Source organism: Limosilactobacillus oris DSM 4864 (assembly GCF_001434465.1).
GTDB lineage: Bacteria > Bacillota > Bacilli > Lactobacillales > Lactobacillaceae > Limosilactobacillus > Limosilactobacillus oris.
Genome location: NZ_AZGE01000011.1, coordinates 1 through 15,322, shown reverse-complemented (window position 1 = coordinate 15,322; position 15,322 = coordinate 1). Strand labels below are relative to the sequence as shown.

10 protein-coding genes are annotated in these 15,322 nt (G+C 47.6%); all 10 read left to right on the top strand.

Annotated features, from left to right (window positions below):
* The first annotated feature begins 14 nt into the window (after window positions 1-14).
* The 10 genes from FC49_RS10165 (at window position 15) to FC49_RS10070 (ending at window position 14,889) form a co-directional block, all read left to right on the top strand.
* Window positions 15-836 carry a hypothetical protein gene (locus tag FC49_RS10165; protein WP_235804877.1) on the top strand — a complete coding sequence of 274 codons (822 nt, stop codon included), beginning with the start codon at window positions 15-17 and terminating at the stop codon, window positions 834-836.
* 100 nt (window positions 837-936) lie between these two features.
* Complete coding sequence (locus FC49_RS05425; RefSeq protein ID WP_056984470.1) at window positions 937-1,779, top strand: hypothetical protein; 843 nt, start codon at window positions 937-939, stop codon at window positions 1,777-1,779.
* A gap of 155 nt (window positions 1,780-1,934) precedes the next feature.
* Window positions 1,935-5,870 carry an NlpC/P60 family protein gene (locus FC49_RS05420; protein ID WP_056984469.1) on the top strand — a complete coding sequence of 1,312 codons (3,936 nt, stop codon included), beginning with the start codon at window positions 1,935-1,937 and terminating at the stop codon, window positions 5,868-5,870.
* A 209-nt stretch (window positions 5,871-6,079) separates the two neighbouring features.
* Window positions 6,080-8,404 carry a glycoside hydrolase family 73 protein gene (locus FC49_RS05415; RefSeq protein ID WP_056984468.1) on the top strand — a complete coding sequence of 775 codons (2,325 nt, stop codon included), beginning with the start codon at window positions 6,080-6,082 and terminating at the stop codon, window positions 8,402-8,404.
* 160 nt (window positions 8,405-8,564) lie between these two features.
* Entirely contained in the window at window positions 8,565-9,434 is an 870-nt protein-coding gene (gene rfbA / locus FC49_RS05410; protein ID WP_003715755.1) for a glucose-1-phosphate thymidylyltransferase RfbA, read from the top strand.
* 14 nt (window positions 9,435-9,448) lie between these two features.
* Window positions 9,449-10,024, top strand: coding sequence for a dTDP-4-dehydrorhamnose 3,5-epimerase (gene rfbC, locus FC49_RS05405; RefSeq protein WP_003715806.1), 576 nt, complete (start codon window positions 9,449-9,451; stop codon window positions 10,022-10,024).
* Between the two features lie 2 nt (window positions 10,025-10,026).
* Window positions 10,027-11,010, top strand: a complete 984-nt coding sequence (rfbB, locus tag FC49_RS05400; RefSeq protein WP_003711417.1) for a dTDP-glucose 4,6-dehydratase — start codon at window positions 10,027-10,029, stop codon at window positions 11,008-11,010.
* Between the two features lie 110 nt (window positions 11,011-11,120).
* Window positions 11,121-11,963, top strand: coding sequence for a dTDP-4-dehydrorhamnose reductase (gene rfbD / locus FC49_RS05395; protein ID WP_003715793.1), 843 nt, complete (start codon window positions 11,121-11,123; stop codon window positions 11,961-11,963).
* A 108-nt stretch (window positions 11,964-12,071) separates the two neighbouring features.
* Entirely contained in the window at window positions 12,072-13,163 is a 1,092-nt protein-coding gene (locus FC49_RS10075; RefSeq protein WP_169787776.1) for a GH25 family lysozyme, read from the top strand.
* A 43-nt stretch (window positions 13,164-13,206) separates the two neighbouring features.
* Entirely contained in the window at window positions 13,207-14,889 is a 1,683-nt protein-coding gene (locus FC49_RS10070) for a hypothetical protein (protein WP_169787775.1), read from the top strand.
* Window positions 14,890-15,322 lie beyond the last annotated feature (433 nt).

Here is a 15,322-nt window from a genome sequence, read left to right as displayed (position 1 = left end):
ACCTCCTGCCCGAAATGGCAACCGACAACATCCAAATCATTTCACGCTGGAGCAAGTCCCAGGATGCCAATACCGACTATGTTGACTACTGGTTTGCTCCCCAGCGGTTGTTAACGGATCAGTCCAACCGGGCCGCCCTTGATGGCGTCAGCAGTTATAACGGTAAGTTAGTGGTTGCCGGCTGGCACGCCACTAACCAGGCCCTAGGCAAACAATACCATTACATTATTATCATCAATCCAGCTACTGGCAAAGAAATCGCCCGCCAGCTGGTCAACTCCGGAATGGCTCGTCCTGATGTTCGCAAGGCATTCCCGGGGGTCGCTAATGCTGACCAGAGCGGCTTCAAGGTGGCCTTTGCACCAAATACCGCCCTTACTCAGGCTCGGCAGCTAACCATTATTAGCCGGTGGACCGATGATCAGGGTGGCAATGGTAACTACGTTGATTACTGGTTTGCCCCAGTGACGCGACCTGCTATTCAGGATAATGCGGGAGCACTTGAGAGCGAGCGGTATGCGTGGGATACACTGGGAGTCACCGGCTGGCACGCCACCGATAGTTCCCTGAATGAACTCTATCGGACGTTGATTCTCATTGACAATACCCTCCACAAGGAAGTGGCCCGCCAGTCGATTAGCAGCGTTGCGCGGCCGGATATTGCCAAGAAGTATCCAAACATTGCGGGAGCCGGTAATTCCGGCTTCGACACCTACTTTAAGGTTAACGGAGCTGACCCGACTCACGATTTTACCTTGATTTCACGGTATTCTGCCACGCGTGATGCCAACGAAAATTGTACTGACTACGACTTCCATATCGGTCAGCTATGGTAATCGGTAAATCCAAACCGGAAAAAGAATCAAAATAGCTTAGGTGGCTAATCAAGCATTGCTTTCAACTCTTGATTAGCCACCTGAACAGGAGAATTACAGAATGAAAAAATCAAAAATGATGTCCGTATTCTTAACAGTAATTGTGCTGGGACTGGTTTTAACTGCTTGCGGTGAGGAAACAAGCAAACCGAAAGACAATGGTCAGCCGCTAACCGGTGCCTATAAAACCAATTACACGACTAAGGATGGTACTAAGCAGCCCAGTTATTGGTATTTCAAGAAGGATGGGACTTTCCTGTATTGCACGCCGCAGGTTAATTCAACTAACCCCAAGAGTGATACCGAATACTGGTATGGTGACGCTAAGCGCGGAACCTGGAAATTGCGGGGAAACGATGAGTACGAGCTCAAAATGCACGATCTTTATGATGATGACTACTATCACCTTGACGCTGAGCTGGATGGCAGTGGTGATCTTTCCGTTTCAGATAGTGCAAAAAAACCGAAATATGAATATGGCACTGATGTTGGCTGCCATAAGCGGAAAGAGATGACTTATTTCCAGTTCATGGACTTGTTTAACCAGGCCAAGGCATCAGATCAGCGGGGTATTCAGGCTACTGGCTATACAAAAGCAGACAACGGCGATAGCAATTCAAGTAGTGAAAGTAGTAGTTCCGCTACCTTCAGTAGCAGTGCGGATCCAGACGAAATTGGCCGGGCGGTCTACAAGCTAGTTTTCCCAAGTGAAGAAGTCAACTCGGTTGAGCAAGACGGTGATTCCTACTACGTCAGCAATGAATATCATTCCGCCGACAGCACGATCCGCTTCCAAATCAATGGTGATAAGGTTACCTACTGGACACAAGCGGCGGGCGATACGACCGCGGATGGTCACAACGAAGAGCACACCGTCAGCATTAGCAGCCTGTTAGGTGGATAAAGGTTGCTTTATGGGAGTCTGGCTAATTAGTTCCAAACGGAAGAGAAGCAATTTTTTCATTCAATGCAGAAATTGTTAGTTAAATGTAAAATTCAAAAAAGCAAGAGAGTATAATAAGCCTTGTTAATTTAATCAAGAAGTTGGGGGGAGACACAATGGAAGAGAAAAAACACTTCAAGCTGTTCAAAGCCGGCAAAAAGTGGTGTACGATGGCGATTGCCACTCTGGCGGTGGCAGCCGGCACGGCCGTGATGGCGGGTGCCGCTTCGGCTGATGAGGCGGTCCCGGCAACCGCAAGTCAGCCGTTACAAACGGCGCAGGTGGTTAACGGCCAAAGTGCGACCGGTACAGCTGACCAAGCAGCCAGCCAGTCCGACCAGCCGGCCAACCCGGCAACGGGGAACGATAAACAGAACAACCAACAGCCGCAACGGCAGGTTGACTACCGGACCCCGGTCAACGCCGGGAACCTAGATGGGGCTAATATGGATAAAAATGGCAACGTCATCTTCGGTGGTTGGCACGCGACCAACCAGTACCAGGAGGGGATGCACCACTTTGTCATCATCCTTGATGGCGGCAACAACCACGAGCTATACCGGCATGAGGTGACGACCGTTGAACGGCCCGACATTGACAAGGCTTACCCCAAGGCACCAATTGCTGGCCAGGGCGGTTTTACCATTGCGGTACCAGCTGACCGGCTGAATGGTGCTAACTCCCTGCGGCTGGTTTCACGCTACACAAGTGACGCAGCTGGGAACCCTACTGGTGGTGTTGACTACTGGTTCCCAGTTGTAACCACTAAGGCCGGCTGGCTGGATCAGTTTAAAGTTGACGGCAACCAAATTACAGTTTCTGGCTGGCACGTCGATGACCAGGCTGCTAGCAAGACAGAACACACGGTTATCCTCTGGGACAAGACGAAGGGCCGGGAAGTTGCTCGGACGACGGTAGAGAACGTTGCCAGTGCTGATTTACCCAAAGTTGGCTACGCTACGGTCGCTAACGGTGCACAAGCGCGCTTTACGGCTAACTTTACGATTATGCCAGACATGATGGGTGATGAGTTCACCATCGTTAGTCGCTATAACAAGCCAGGCCAGCAGGATAGTGATACTTCTGATTTGTGGCTGGGCGGCTTAAAGATTAACAAGACTGGAAATGCTGGCTATCTGGATAATTTCTCCGTCGATAAGGCTAACAAGAAGATTAATGTTTCCGGCTGGCACGCGGATGATATGTCAGCGGCAGAACCAACCCACACGTTAATCCTGTTCGATTTGACAACTAATAAGGAAGTAACGCGGAAAGATGTTGCGACGGTTGCCAGCCCTGACATTGCTCGTGCTTACCAGAATGTTTACAATGCGGGGAAGAGCCGGTTTAACGTTCAATTTGATTTAACTCCGGCTATCCTTAACCACCAGCTGGAAATCATTAGTCGGTACAGTCAGCCGGGAAAGGGCAATGATAGTGGACATTACTCAGACTACTGGTTTAACAATAATCGGTTAAATTTAACCACTAATAAGCAGGGACACCTAGACCAGTTTTACTTAGATAAAGGTAATAAGAAAGTGATTATCAGTGGCTGGCACGCAGATGACGCCAGTGCGTTGATGCCGACCCACTTTATTACTCTGTACGATAAGACGACGGGGAAAGAACTGGCCCATCAAATTGTGAAAACTGTTGCTAGCCCGGATATTGCTAAGTATCAAGCCGGAATTGCAAACGCTGGACAGTCACGCTTTAATACGAGTTTCGATATTACGCCTGAAATGGTTGGTCACCAATTGATGGTCATTAGTCGGTATAGTGATTCTACTAGTGAAGATGATTACGGCCACCATTCTGATTACCAGTTTAATAACGAATTGCTAAACTTCAGTGTCAACCAGGCTGCCCATTTGGACAACTTTACGATTGACCGAGCAGCAGGTAAGGTAAATATTTCCGGTTGGCATGCCGATGATGCGTCTATCTATATGCCGGGACATTTCATTATTTTGTTTGATAAAACTACTAATCACGAAATTGCTCATAAGCAGGTAGCAACAGTGGCCAGCACTGATATTGCTCATACTGCTTACAGAAACATCGCTAATGCAGGACAATGCCGGTTCAATGTTTCGTTCGATATTGTTTCCGAAATGGTTGGTCACGACTTATTAGTGATCAGCCGGTACAGTAATTCTAATGATGAGGGTTATGGTACTGCGACGTCCGATTACTGGTTTAGCAACCAAACGGTTAACTTCCCGGTTAAACAGCAAGCATACTTGGAGAACTTTCGGATTGATAAGGCGGCCAATAAGGTTTATGTCAGTGGTTGGCATGCTGATGACGCTTCGGTATATATGCCAGGTCACTACATCATCCTCTTCGATAAGACTACCGGTCGTGAAATCACCCATAAGTTAGTGCCCGTGACGATTAGTCCAGATATTATGAAGGCCACCCATATTACAAATTCTGATAAGGCCCGCTTCAATACGAGTTTTGATATTACTCCAGAGATGGTTGGTCATGAGCTGGAAGTTATCAGTCGTTATAGTAATTCTGATAGCGAGAAGTACGGGACAGCCACGTCAGACTATTGGTTTAGCAACCAAACAATCAACTTTGCGGTTAAGCAAAAGGCTTATCTAGAGCGGTTTAACCTTGATGCAGCTAACCGTAAGATTAACGTTAGCGGTTGGCACGCCGATGACGCCTCGGTATACATGCCAGGTCACTACATCATCCTCTTTGATAAGACGGCTAATCATGAGGTCGCCCACCAGCTAGTTCCAGTAACTGCAAGTCCTGATATTGCAAAAATTACTGATATTGCCAACGCAGGACAAACACGGTTCAGCACGACTTTTGATATTACCCCGGAAATGTTGAATCATACTTTTATTATCATTAGTCGTTACAGCAACTCCAATAATGATAATTATGGTACTGCCACATCTGATTACTGGTTTAATAATCAAATTAGTCTGAACCAGCAAAACGGCTGGCTTGATAGTCTTAGTCAAAACGGTACGACTATTTCTGCGTCTGGTTGGCACGTGGCAGATTCAGTGGTTGGTCAGCCCCACCATGTTATTCTGTTATGGGATTATTCTAAGAATCGTGAAGTTGCACGGCACGAAGTTACGAATATTGCCAGCCCTGACTTGGCATCTAGTCAAGGAAGTTACCTAAATGCTCGCCAAGCGCGGTTTAACACTAGTTTTGTCGTTGATCCAAGTATCATGCACGATTGCTTCGGGATCATCAGTCGTTACAGCAACCAAGCTGATGGCGAAGGTTCTACCAGTCAGTTATGGCTGGATAATCGTTACCTAAATGCCTACCAGAATCCGTCCTGGATGTACCAGATTAACTACAAGCAGATTCAGGCTAACCAGTCCGAAGTTGGTCACAATATCGGCCCTGGCTACGAAGGGGTCAAGACTTGGTTCATCAAGAGCCGGTTAGGGACCGCTAATATCCATAACCAATACACGATGTCAGATGCCTATGCCATCATGAATATTCAACGGAGCCACGGCCTGCCAGCAACTGGCTGGGTTGACCTGCCAACTTGGCGGGCGCTAGGCTACTCTGATGACCTCTGGTACGGGATTGACAGTTACGTTCAACCGCTCCAGGTGACGAACCCGGCGGCTGGTCGGCAGGCCCACATTGAAGCAATGATTAACGCGGCTTACCAATACTTAGGCAAGCCATGGTGGGCTGGTTGTTCTTCTGCGCCGGCCTGGGGTGTTGACTGTTCTGGTTTAGTTATGCAGGCGCTATACGCGGCGGGAATCAACCCGACTTCCGCAAGTTCGACCCACCACGGCTACCCGGGCAACGAGTGGAACTCACGGAACCTCTTTGCGGATCCACACTTTGCCAATGTTGGCTGGAACGACCGTCAGCGGGGCGACCTGGTCTTCTACTACGAACCAGGGACGCGGACGATTTGGCACGTTGCCATCCTGCTTGATCCAAACACGGTAATCGAAAGTTGGCCGCCATCGGTTATGGTTCAGCCGATCTTGAACGGTCAACGGAATGTAATTGCCGGAATCCGGCGGGTCTTTGCCTAGCTCATTAGGGATTTAAGTTTACTAATTGGGAGATTATAAAACGGTAATCATCGACTATTAAACATAGTTGATGATTACCGTTTTTATTTCACCCTTTTGTCCTTTTATAAACTTACTGTAACTTCGCTGTAATTTTGCAATGGTACCATAGTCAATGGTGTTTAAGTTAGATTATTAGTTTTTAAGATTTGAGGGAAAAGTTTTAAACAATGAAAAACAAGAAACAATCACGAGTAAAAATCGTATTACCTGTTTTATTTACCTTTGGTGCGTCTCTGTTGTTCTTCCAGGCTGACGCCCAAGCCGATAGCAGCCAGTCTGCCGATGCAAATGCCCAGGTAGTGGCTACTACTGACGCAAATACGCAAAACAATAATTCTCAGATCTTAAATGTAAGTACGAGCCAAAATCAAAGTGTAGCGTCCGCCCAGGTCTACACGCAAAGTGCGGTAGCTGCGAACCAAACTACCAATAACAGTAATGATGACGGAGCCGTTAGCCTTGATAACAGTGCAGTCCAGGCAGCCGCAAACAAGCCGGTTGTGGAGACGAATCCCGGCTATTCTACTAGCCAATACAATGTTACTGCTGAACCGGTGAATGCTGCCAATGGTGGTAGTGGTGCAGCCAGCCTCAACACGGCAGGTTTGACCGCCGCCCAAAAGGCCTTTTTAGATTCAATTCATGACGGTGCTATCTCTACCTGGAAACAGTACGGGGTCTTACCTTCCTTGACTGCTGCCCAAGCGATCATCGAAAGTGGTTGGGGGCAATCCAGTTTGGCTTCCCAATACCACAACCTGTTTGGAATCAAGGGTTCCTACAATGGCCATAGCGTCACCCTGCCAACGCGGGAAGTTTACGGTGGGCAGAGCGTCATCATCAACGACGCTTTCCGAGCCTATGACAACAACTCCCAGTCCGTTCAGGACCACGGTTACTTCCTGGTTGCCAATAGCCGTTACCACAACTTGCTGTGGAAGACTAACTACCGCGATGTGACCTACTTAATTCGGGCCGACGGTTACGCAACCGACCCGAGTTACACGACTACTCTGAACTCTGTGATTGAACGCTACGGCTTGACTGCTTGGGACCAAGAAGCCTTTGATACCAATACTGGCCATGTTGATGACTTGTCAGTACGTGGAGACCAGCTCCATATTTCTGGCTGGCACGTTGCTAGTGCATCTAATAGTAATATGCATCACTTTATTATATTACTTGACGGGAATACAGATCAGGAATTATACCGACAAGATGTTTCTAAAACCTATCGACAGGATATTCAGAATCTGTATTCTAATACTGGTGCAGCTGGTTGGAGCGGCTTTGATATAACTATTCCGTATACTAGCACTTTTGCTGGTAGAAATATCAAAGTCGTATCCCGTTATACTAATGATGCCAAGGGTGACCCTAATGGCGGCAAAGATCTGTCATTTAATTCCGTGTCGCTGAACGCTAATATGGCCGCTCTTGACAATATGTCATTAGATGCGACAACCGGAAATATTAATATTTCTGGTTGGCACGCTGCTGATAACAGTTTAGGTAAGAAGTATCACTATATCATCATCTTTGATGGCTCAAAGCAGACTGAATTGGGGCGCTACCTAGTAAACAGTGTGACACGAAACGATGTTGCACGGGCATTCCCAGGTCTTTATAATGCTGCTAACTCAGGTTTTAGTTTGAAATTGAAGTTTAGTTCAGCATTGGCTGGCGATCAAATTCAAGTAATTTCCCGGTACACGGATGATCCAGCCGGAAATGGAAATGCAGTTGATTACTGGTTTGCTCCTAAGACGTTCAACCAGAACCGGGCTTACTTGGAAAACTTTAAGGTAAGCGGGAACCAAGTACACATCTCAGGTTGGCATGCTTCTGACCAGAGTGTGGGTAAGAAGTACCATTACATTATTGTGTTTGATAAGAGTAAAGGAAAAGAAATTACTCGTTACCGGGTTGAAAATAAGGCACGGACAGATATCACTCGTGCTTATTCTAATATTTACAATGCGGGCCAATCCGGCTTCGATATTAATGTTCCGCTAACGGCTGGAATGGTCGGTGATCAGATTCAGGTCATTTCTCGTTACACGGATGACCCGGCCGGAAATGGTAACGTTGTTGATTATTGGTTTGCACCGCAAACTTTTAATCAAAACTTGGCTAGTCTAGACCAAGTAGCAGTGAAGAATAATCAGCTTGATCTTGCCGGCTGGCATGCTACTGATCAAGGGCTTAATAAGCCATATCACTTTATCATTTTGTATGATTGGACTACCGGTAAAGAAGTGGAACGGCAATTGGTAGAAAACGTTGCCCGTCCGGATGTCGCCAATGCGTTTGCTGTCTATAATGCAGGTCAATCCGGCTTTAAGGTCAGCTTACCAGTGGATTCATCGCTTAGCGGTCATCGCTTGCAAGTGATTTCTCGTTACAGTGATTCTGCTAGCGGTGAGGGTAATCACATTGATTACTGGTTTGAACCACTCAACGTTACAATTCTCAACGTTACAATTAAATAACTAAATTTGGCTGGGAGTAATCCTGGCCTTTTGTTTTTTCCATGGCTAGATTTGAGTAAACGTCATGGCTCCTTTCATGTTTTTTAGCTAGTTTTAATCATTTCAAGTGCCCAAGTGTGCTAAAATTAAACATGGATTTTGGCATTTTAAGGAGGCCATTATGAAAGGAATTATTTTAGCTGGTGGGTCGGGGACCCGCCTGTACCCGATTACCCGGGGAATTTCAAAGCAGCTGATTCCAGTTTATGATAAGCCAATGGTGTACTACCCCTTGTCAACCCTGATGTTGGCGGGGATTCGCGACATCCTGGTGATTTCTACTCCGGAATTTATGCCACTGTTCAAGAACCTACTGGGCGATGGCTCAGAATTGGGATTGCACTTTTCCTACAAGGTTCAAGAAAAACCAAACGGACTGGCTGAGGCCTTCATCCTTGGTGAAGATTTCATTGGTGACGACAGCGTCTGCCTGATCTTAGGCGACAACATCTACTACGGGGCCGGATTATCCGACCTGGTTCAGTCGGCGGCGAAGAAGACCGACGGGGCAACCGTCTTTGGCTACCACGTCAACGACCCGGAACGGTTTGGTGTCGTAGACTTCGATGATCAGATGCACGCGTTATCAATCGAAGAAAAACCGGCCCACCCAAAGAGCAACTATGCGGTTACCGGCCTATACTTCTACGATAACGACGTAGTTGATATTGCCAAGCACATTCAGCCGTCTGCCCGGGGCGAGCTCGAGATTACCGACGTCAATAAGGAATACCTGCGCCGGGGTAAGCTCGACGTCAAGCTGATGGGGCGGGGCTATGCCTGGTTAGACACCGGGACCCATGATTCCATGCTGGAAGCGGCCAACTTTATTGCTACGATTGAACGGCGGCAGAATCTCAAGGTCGCGGCCCTCGAAGAAATTGCCTACCGGATGGGCTACATCGACAAGGACCAGCTGGTTAAGCTGGCTCAACCGCTAAAGAAGAATGATTATGGCCAATACCTCTTACGGCTGGCTAAGGAAGATTAAGGAGCGAGTAATTAATGTCATTGAAAGTTATTGATACGTCATTGCCTGATGCCAAGATTGTGGAAACCGACGTCTTCGGTGACCACCGGGGCTTCTTTACCGAAACCTACACGAAGAATAAGTTTGAAGAAGCTGGCATCAACGTTGAATTTACCCAGGACAACCAGTCACTGTCCGTGGAACCAGGAGTCCTGCGGGGGATGCACTACCAGTTGGCACCGTACTCCCAAACTAAGTTGCTGCGGGCCGTTACCGGGGCGATTTACGACGTTATCGTTGATATTCGGAAGGGCTCACCAGCTTATGGCAAGTGGGAAGGCTTCATCCTGAGTGAATACAACCATCGTCAACTCCTAGTGCCTAAAGGCTTCGCACACGGTTTCGTTACCCTGACGCCTAACGTCAACGTGGCCTACAAGGTTGATGGCTACTACGCACCGGAAGCCGACCGCGGGATCGCCTTTGATGACCCTGACTTGGACATCAAGTGGCCAATGCCGGTTGACCACCTGATTCTCTCCGAAAAGGATCAGCACCACCCATCATTCAAGGACGCCGAAATTAACTTCACTTACGGGGAGGACAAGTAAACATGAATATTTTAGTTACTGGTGGGGCCGGCTTTATCGGTTCTAACTTTATTCACTACATGCTGGAAAAGCACCCGGATGACAACCTGATCAACCTTGATCTCTTAACCTATGCGGGGAACATCCACAACCTGGACGACGTTAAGGACAACCCACACTACCACTTTGTTAAGGGGAACATCGTCAACCGGGAGCTTGTTACCCACCTGGTGCACGAATTCAACATCGACCACATCGTCAACTTCGCGGCCGAATCGCACGTTGACCGGTCAATCCTCCACCCCGAAGTCTTCGTGGAAACCAATGTCCAGGGGACCCTGGCCCTCTTGGACGTGGCAAAGCGCGAGGGGGTTGAGAAGTTCCTGCAGGTTTCCACCGACGAAGTTTACGGGACCCTAGGAGCCACCGGCTACTTCACCGAGGAATCGCCACTGCAACCAAACTCACCGTACTCCGCAAGCAAGGCCTCTGCTGACATGATGGTTCGGGCCTACTACGAGACTTACGGTCTGAACGTTAACATCACCCGTTGCTCCAACAACTACGGGCCATACCAATTCCCTGAAAAGCTGATTCCGCTGATGACTTCTAACGGGATGGAAGGCAAGGACCTGCCAATCTACGGGAATGGTAAGAATATCCGTGACTGGCTCTACGTTTCCGACCACTGCCAAGCGATTGACCTGGTCCTCCGTGATGGTAAGCCGGGTGAAATTTACAACGTTGGTGGCCACAACGAACGGACCAACAACGAGATCGTTCACCTGATCGTGGATAACCTGGGAATTTCCGAAGACCACATCAAGTACGTCAAGGACCGGTTGGGCCACGATAAGCGCTACGCCATCGACCCGACGAAGATTGAAACTGAACTGGGCTGGAAGCCAGAATACACCTTTGATACTGGAATCGTGAAGACGATTGACTGGTACAAGGACAACGAAGACTGGTGGCAGCCACTGAAGGCCAAGGCGGCTTTGAAGTAAAAATGGAAGTGCGAGCCAGTCCTCGACAGGGGGGCGAGCACGTTATCTTTGGATTGAAAAAAGAGACTGTGGGTTGAACCAGCAGCCTCTTTTTTCGGAAGGGAGAACCTATGTCTAAAATTTTAATTACTGGGGCTAACGGGCAACTGGGGACCGAACTCCGCCACTTATTGGATGAGCAGGGAATTGAGTACAGTGCCTTTGACTCCCAGTCGATGGATATTACCGATAAGGCTACCGTTGACGCCCGCTTTAATACGGAGCAGCCGGAAATCGTCTTCCACTGTGCTGCCTTTACCGCCGTGGATCCAGCCGAAGACGAAAAGAAAGACTTGAACTGGGCGGTCAACGAGGCCGGTACCAAGAACGTTGCCGAAGCCGCTCAACAGGCGGGTGCCACTCTGGTGTATATCAGTACCGACTACGTTTTCGACGGGACCAATGAAGGTGAATACCAGGTTGATGCGCCAACCAACCCGAAGAACGAGTACGGTAAGGCCAAGCTGGCGGGCGAACAGCTGGTAGAACAGATCATGGATAAGTACTACATCATTCGAACTTCCTGGGTCTTCGGTCAGTATGGTAAAAACTTTGTCTACACAATGTTGCGGCTGGCAAAGGACCATGACCGGCTGACCGTCGTTGCGGATCAGGTTGGCCGGCCAACTTGGACCCGGACCCTGGCGGAGTTTATGCTTTACGCGGTTCAACACCAGATTCCATTCGGCCTGTACCAGTTATCCAATGATGGCTCCTGCTCTTGGTATGAGTTTGCCAGTGAGATTTTGAAAGACCAGCCGGTAGAGGTGGCAGCGGTAACCTCGGAAGAGTATCCGCAAAAGGCATACCGGCCCCGGCATTCCATCATGAGTTTGGATAAGGTCAAGGCCACCGGCTTTACACCAATCAGTTGGCAGGAAGCCCTGCAAAGTTTTCTGAAACAAGTTGATTAATTGTCTGTTACAGATATTTACAATCCCGTTGCAAACGGGATTTTTACTTTTTAAAGCCTTATAATTTTTCTTATGCAGAATAAGAAAGTGTTAAGGAAGAAAGTTAAGATGGAAGCCAAGAAACGGTTTAAATTGTACAAGAGTGGAAAACTATGGTGCTGTGCAGCAGTCGCCTTTGGGGTAATGGCGTTTGGTACGGTTAATGGACAGGCCGATGATGCCACGCCAGCTACTACGACGAGCCAGGTCAGTGCGGTGGCTAGTCAAGTTGCAACTCCGGCCGATGCTACTGATTCGACGACTAACGCGATGCTGGAAAGCACCGTTACGGCTGGTACACAAACCAGCGGCACAGCGGCTAATGACAAAACGACCGCTGCTGCAACGACGACCCTGAACGTTCAGCAAGCGAGTGCCGCACCGGTTAATGCTAATGCCGTGACGACGGCGGCCTACGCGGCAACCAACAATTTATCCACTGCGGACACGTTAGACATCTCGGCCTACCAGCCGAACATTTCCGAAGAAACGTTCCGCCAGTACCACAACCAGGGAATCAACAATGTTGTTGTCAAGCTGTCGGAAAGTACCGGCTGGACCAATGGTTACGCTCAGCAGCAGGTTTCCCGGGCCCAGGCGGCGGGGATGACGGTTTCGGCTTACCACTTTGTCCGCTTCACGACTGCTGCACAGGCTCAGGCAGAGGCCCAGCTCTTTGCCCGGATGGCCCGTGTGGTTGGGTTGGGGAATGATACGCTGATGATTGCGGATGTCGAAAGCGTTCCTCAGACACAATACGCGGGGATTGTCAATAATTTGAATGTCTTCTGGCAAACGCTGAGTTCGTTGGGCTTCAATAACCACGGGGTCTACACTGGCTGGTACTATGACCAGCAGTATAACGTTAGTTCCACCGTTGGGCGAGCACGGACCTGGGTGGCTGCCTATGGGAACTACCGTAATACCGTCCAGAGTCGGGGCTACGGTGCTTGGCAGTATACTGACAACTGGAATGGTACTAATATTGATGCCTCCATTGACTTTGGGATGTTTGCTAACTACGCCGGCCATCAGACGACTAGCGCGGCGAACTTGGATAACTTTAGTATTAACGCCAATAACAACACCCTCGATGTTGCCGGTTGGTTTGCCGATAATAATAATCAGGGGAAGGCCAATCGTTTTATAATTTTAATTTGACCAAGATACTGGTAACGAGTTGGTACGTCAGCAAGTTAGTGCCGTGAGTCGTCCAGATGTGGCGAAGGCTTATAATGGCATTTATGGTGCTGGCGATTCGGGTTTCAACGCTAGCTTTGCCTTAAATGGTAACCTTGCAAATACAATCGCTAATGGTCACCATATTAAAGTTTTAATTCGCTATACTAGTTCGAATGATGGTAATAGTAATTATAATGACCACAATTTCAACAGTGTTGCTTTTAATACTAACATCGCTAACATAGATAGATTTCAGGTTACGAACGGTGGCGTGACAATTGTAGGTTGGCATGCTTCTAATCAAGCAATCGGTCGTGGTAAGCATGAGTTGATTTTATTGGATTCAACAACCGGGAAAGAGATTGCCCGTCAGACCGTTAATAATGTTAGTCGTGCTGATGTTGGGAGAGCTTTTGCCAACGTTTATAATAGTGGCAATTCAGGTTTTAATGTCTCTTTTAACATGAATGATAAGCTAAGAGCGGCAATCATGAATGGTGACTCTGTTCAGGTAATCAGTCGGTACAGTGATCCCAATGGTGGTGGAAACATTGATTACTGGTTTACTCCACGGGCATTTAACAATAATATTGCTGCTGTTGATGACTTTAGCCTCTACAATGGTCACCTCCGGGTAAGCGGTTGGCATGCTGCTGATAAATCGTTAGTGGAACCTAACCAGCTAATTTTATTGATTGATGATCAAACAGGTAAGGAAGTTGCACGAGTTAATGCATCAACTGAAAGTCGACCTGATATTGCTAAGCTTTATCCAAACGTTATTAATAGTAATAATGCTGGCTTTGTTGCGGATTTTGACATTGCTAAGTATGGTGGACTACAGAAGGCACTGTTAGAGGGCCACTCATTACGAGTTCTGGCTCGCTATTGTGACTCTGAAACTGGTGAAGGAAATATTACTGATTATTGGTTTAAGCAGTCCAAGAATTTTTATAATAACCAGAGTAACCAACGCTTAGAATCATTTAGAATTGATGGCGATACGGTTCGGGCAACTGGTTGGTATGCGGATAGTCGGAGTGCTGGTGCGCAAGCAATGTATGTTATTTTGCTTGATGCAACCACTGGTCGTGAAATTGGGCGTCAGCAAGTTACTAATGGCCGCGCACGAGCAGATGTTGCTGCTGATAATCCGAATATTTATGGTGCATCTCAGAGTGGTTTTGACGTGGCGTTTAATATCAAAGATAATGCTGCTCTGACATCAGCTTTGAAGAATGGTCACCAATTACAAGTGATTGCTCGGTATACGAATGATAAACAGTCTGGTGAAGGAACTTTCGTTCATCATTTCTTTGCAGCACAGTCATTCCAACAGAATACTGGTTATCTTGATTCGTTATCCTTGAAGCCGGATGGTAGCATTCAAGCTAGTGGTTGGCATATTAGTGATCAGATTGTTGGTCGACCATACCACTATGTCATTTTATTTGATGCGACTCAGGGAAGGGAGATTACCCGGGTCAAGGTCGCTAATCAAGTGAGTCGCCCTGATATTGCTAAGATTTATCCTGATGTATATGAAAGTGCAAACTCAGGATTTAACGTAAACTTTAAGCCCGATGCTAAGATCCAACGTGCTCTTGCACAGGGGGACAAGTTGCAAATAATTGATCGTTATAGCTCTGATGAATACGGGAACAACGATTGCATTGACTATTGGTCAGATTTGCGAAAACTATAAAACGAAACTAAAAGGCTCCGGCGTAATTATTGCGTCGGGGCCTTTTAACAACCTATCCTGGTTGCTTTTTAACGGTTATTGAAACTACCCTAAGCAAATACCTTATAAGTTCGAGTCAGGAGACAACAGCTGATAGGCATCGCTAAGATTGCAGATTTAGTAATTCCTAGATTGTATAATAGCTTAGCAGTGAGTTTGATATTTTTTGCTTGCTGGTGGGCTGGTCCTTTTCCATCCCTTCGTTTCGGGCGTCTATCAAGTCGAGTTCATATTTCATAAAGGTCGCCGCCTGCCTGAATCCTGCTTAATTCTATTCGTTTTATTGACAGTTTGGCTAACAAGGGATCGCCTGCGAATGATGAGATTGCATGATATTAGCATTACTAAAAAGCAAGCCACCTTAATGAAGTGAACCCCCATAGTTGGACGAAAG

What these genes read in the sequence shown, in the direction of transcription:
- FC49_RS10165 (WP_235804877.1), top strand. Translation starts at nt 15, where the DNA reads ATGGCAACCGACAACATCCAAATCATTTCACGCTGGAGCAAGTCCCAG.
- FC49_RS05425 (WP_056984470.1), top strand. Translation starts at nt 937, where the DNA reads ATGAAAAAATCAAAAATGATGTCCGTATTCTTAACAGTAATTGTGCTG.
- FC49_RS05420 (WP_056984469.1), top strand. Translation starts at nt 1,935, where the DNA reads ATGGAAGAGAAAAAACACTTCAAGCTGTTCAAAGCCGGCAAAAAGTGG.
- FC49_RS05415 (WP_056984468.1), top strand. Translation starts at nt 6,080, where the DNA reads ATGAAAAACAAGAAACAATCACGAGTAAAAATCGTATTACCTGTTTTA.
- rfbA (WP_003715755.1), top strand. Translation starts at nt 8,565, where the DNA reads ATGAAAGGAATTATTTTAGCTGGTGGGTCGGGGACCCGCCTGTACCCG.
- rfbC (WP_003715806.1), top strand. Translation starts at nt 9,449, where the DNA reads ATGTCATTGAAAGTTATTGATACGTCATTGCCTGATGCCAAGATTGTG.
- rfbB (WP_003711417.1), top strand. Translation starts at nt 10,027, where the DNA reads ATGAATATTTTAGTTACTGGTGGGGCCGGCTTTATCGGTTCTAACTTT.
- rfbD (WP_003715793.1), top strand. Translation starts at nt 11,121, where the DNA reads ATGTCTAAAATTTTAATTACTGGGGCTAACGGGCAACTGGGGACCGAA.
- FC49_RS10075 (WP_169787776.1), top strand. Translation starts at nt 12,072, where the DNA reads ATGGAAGCCAAGAAACGGTTTAAATTGTACAAGAGTGGAAAACTATGG.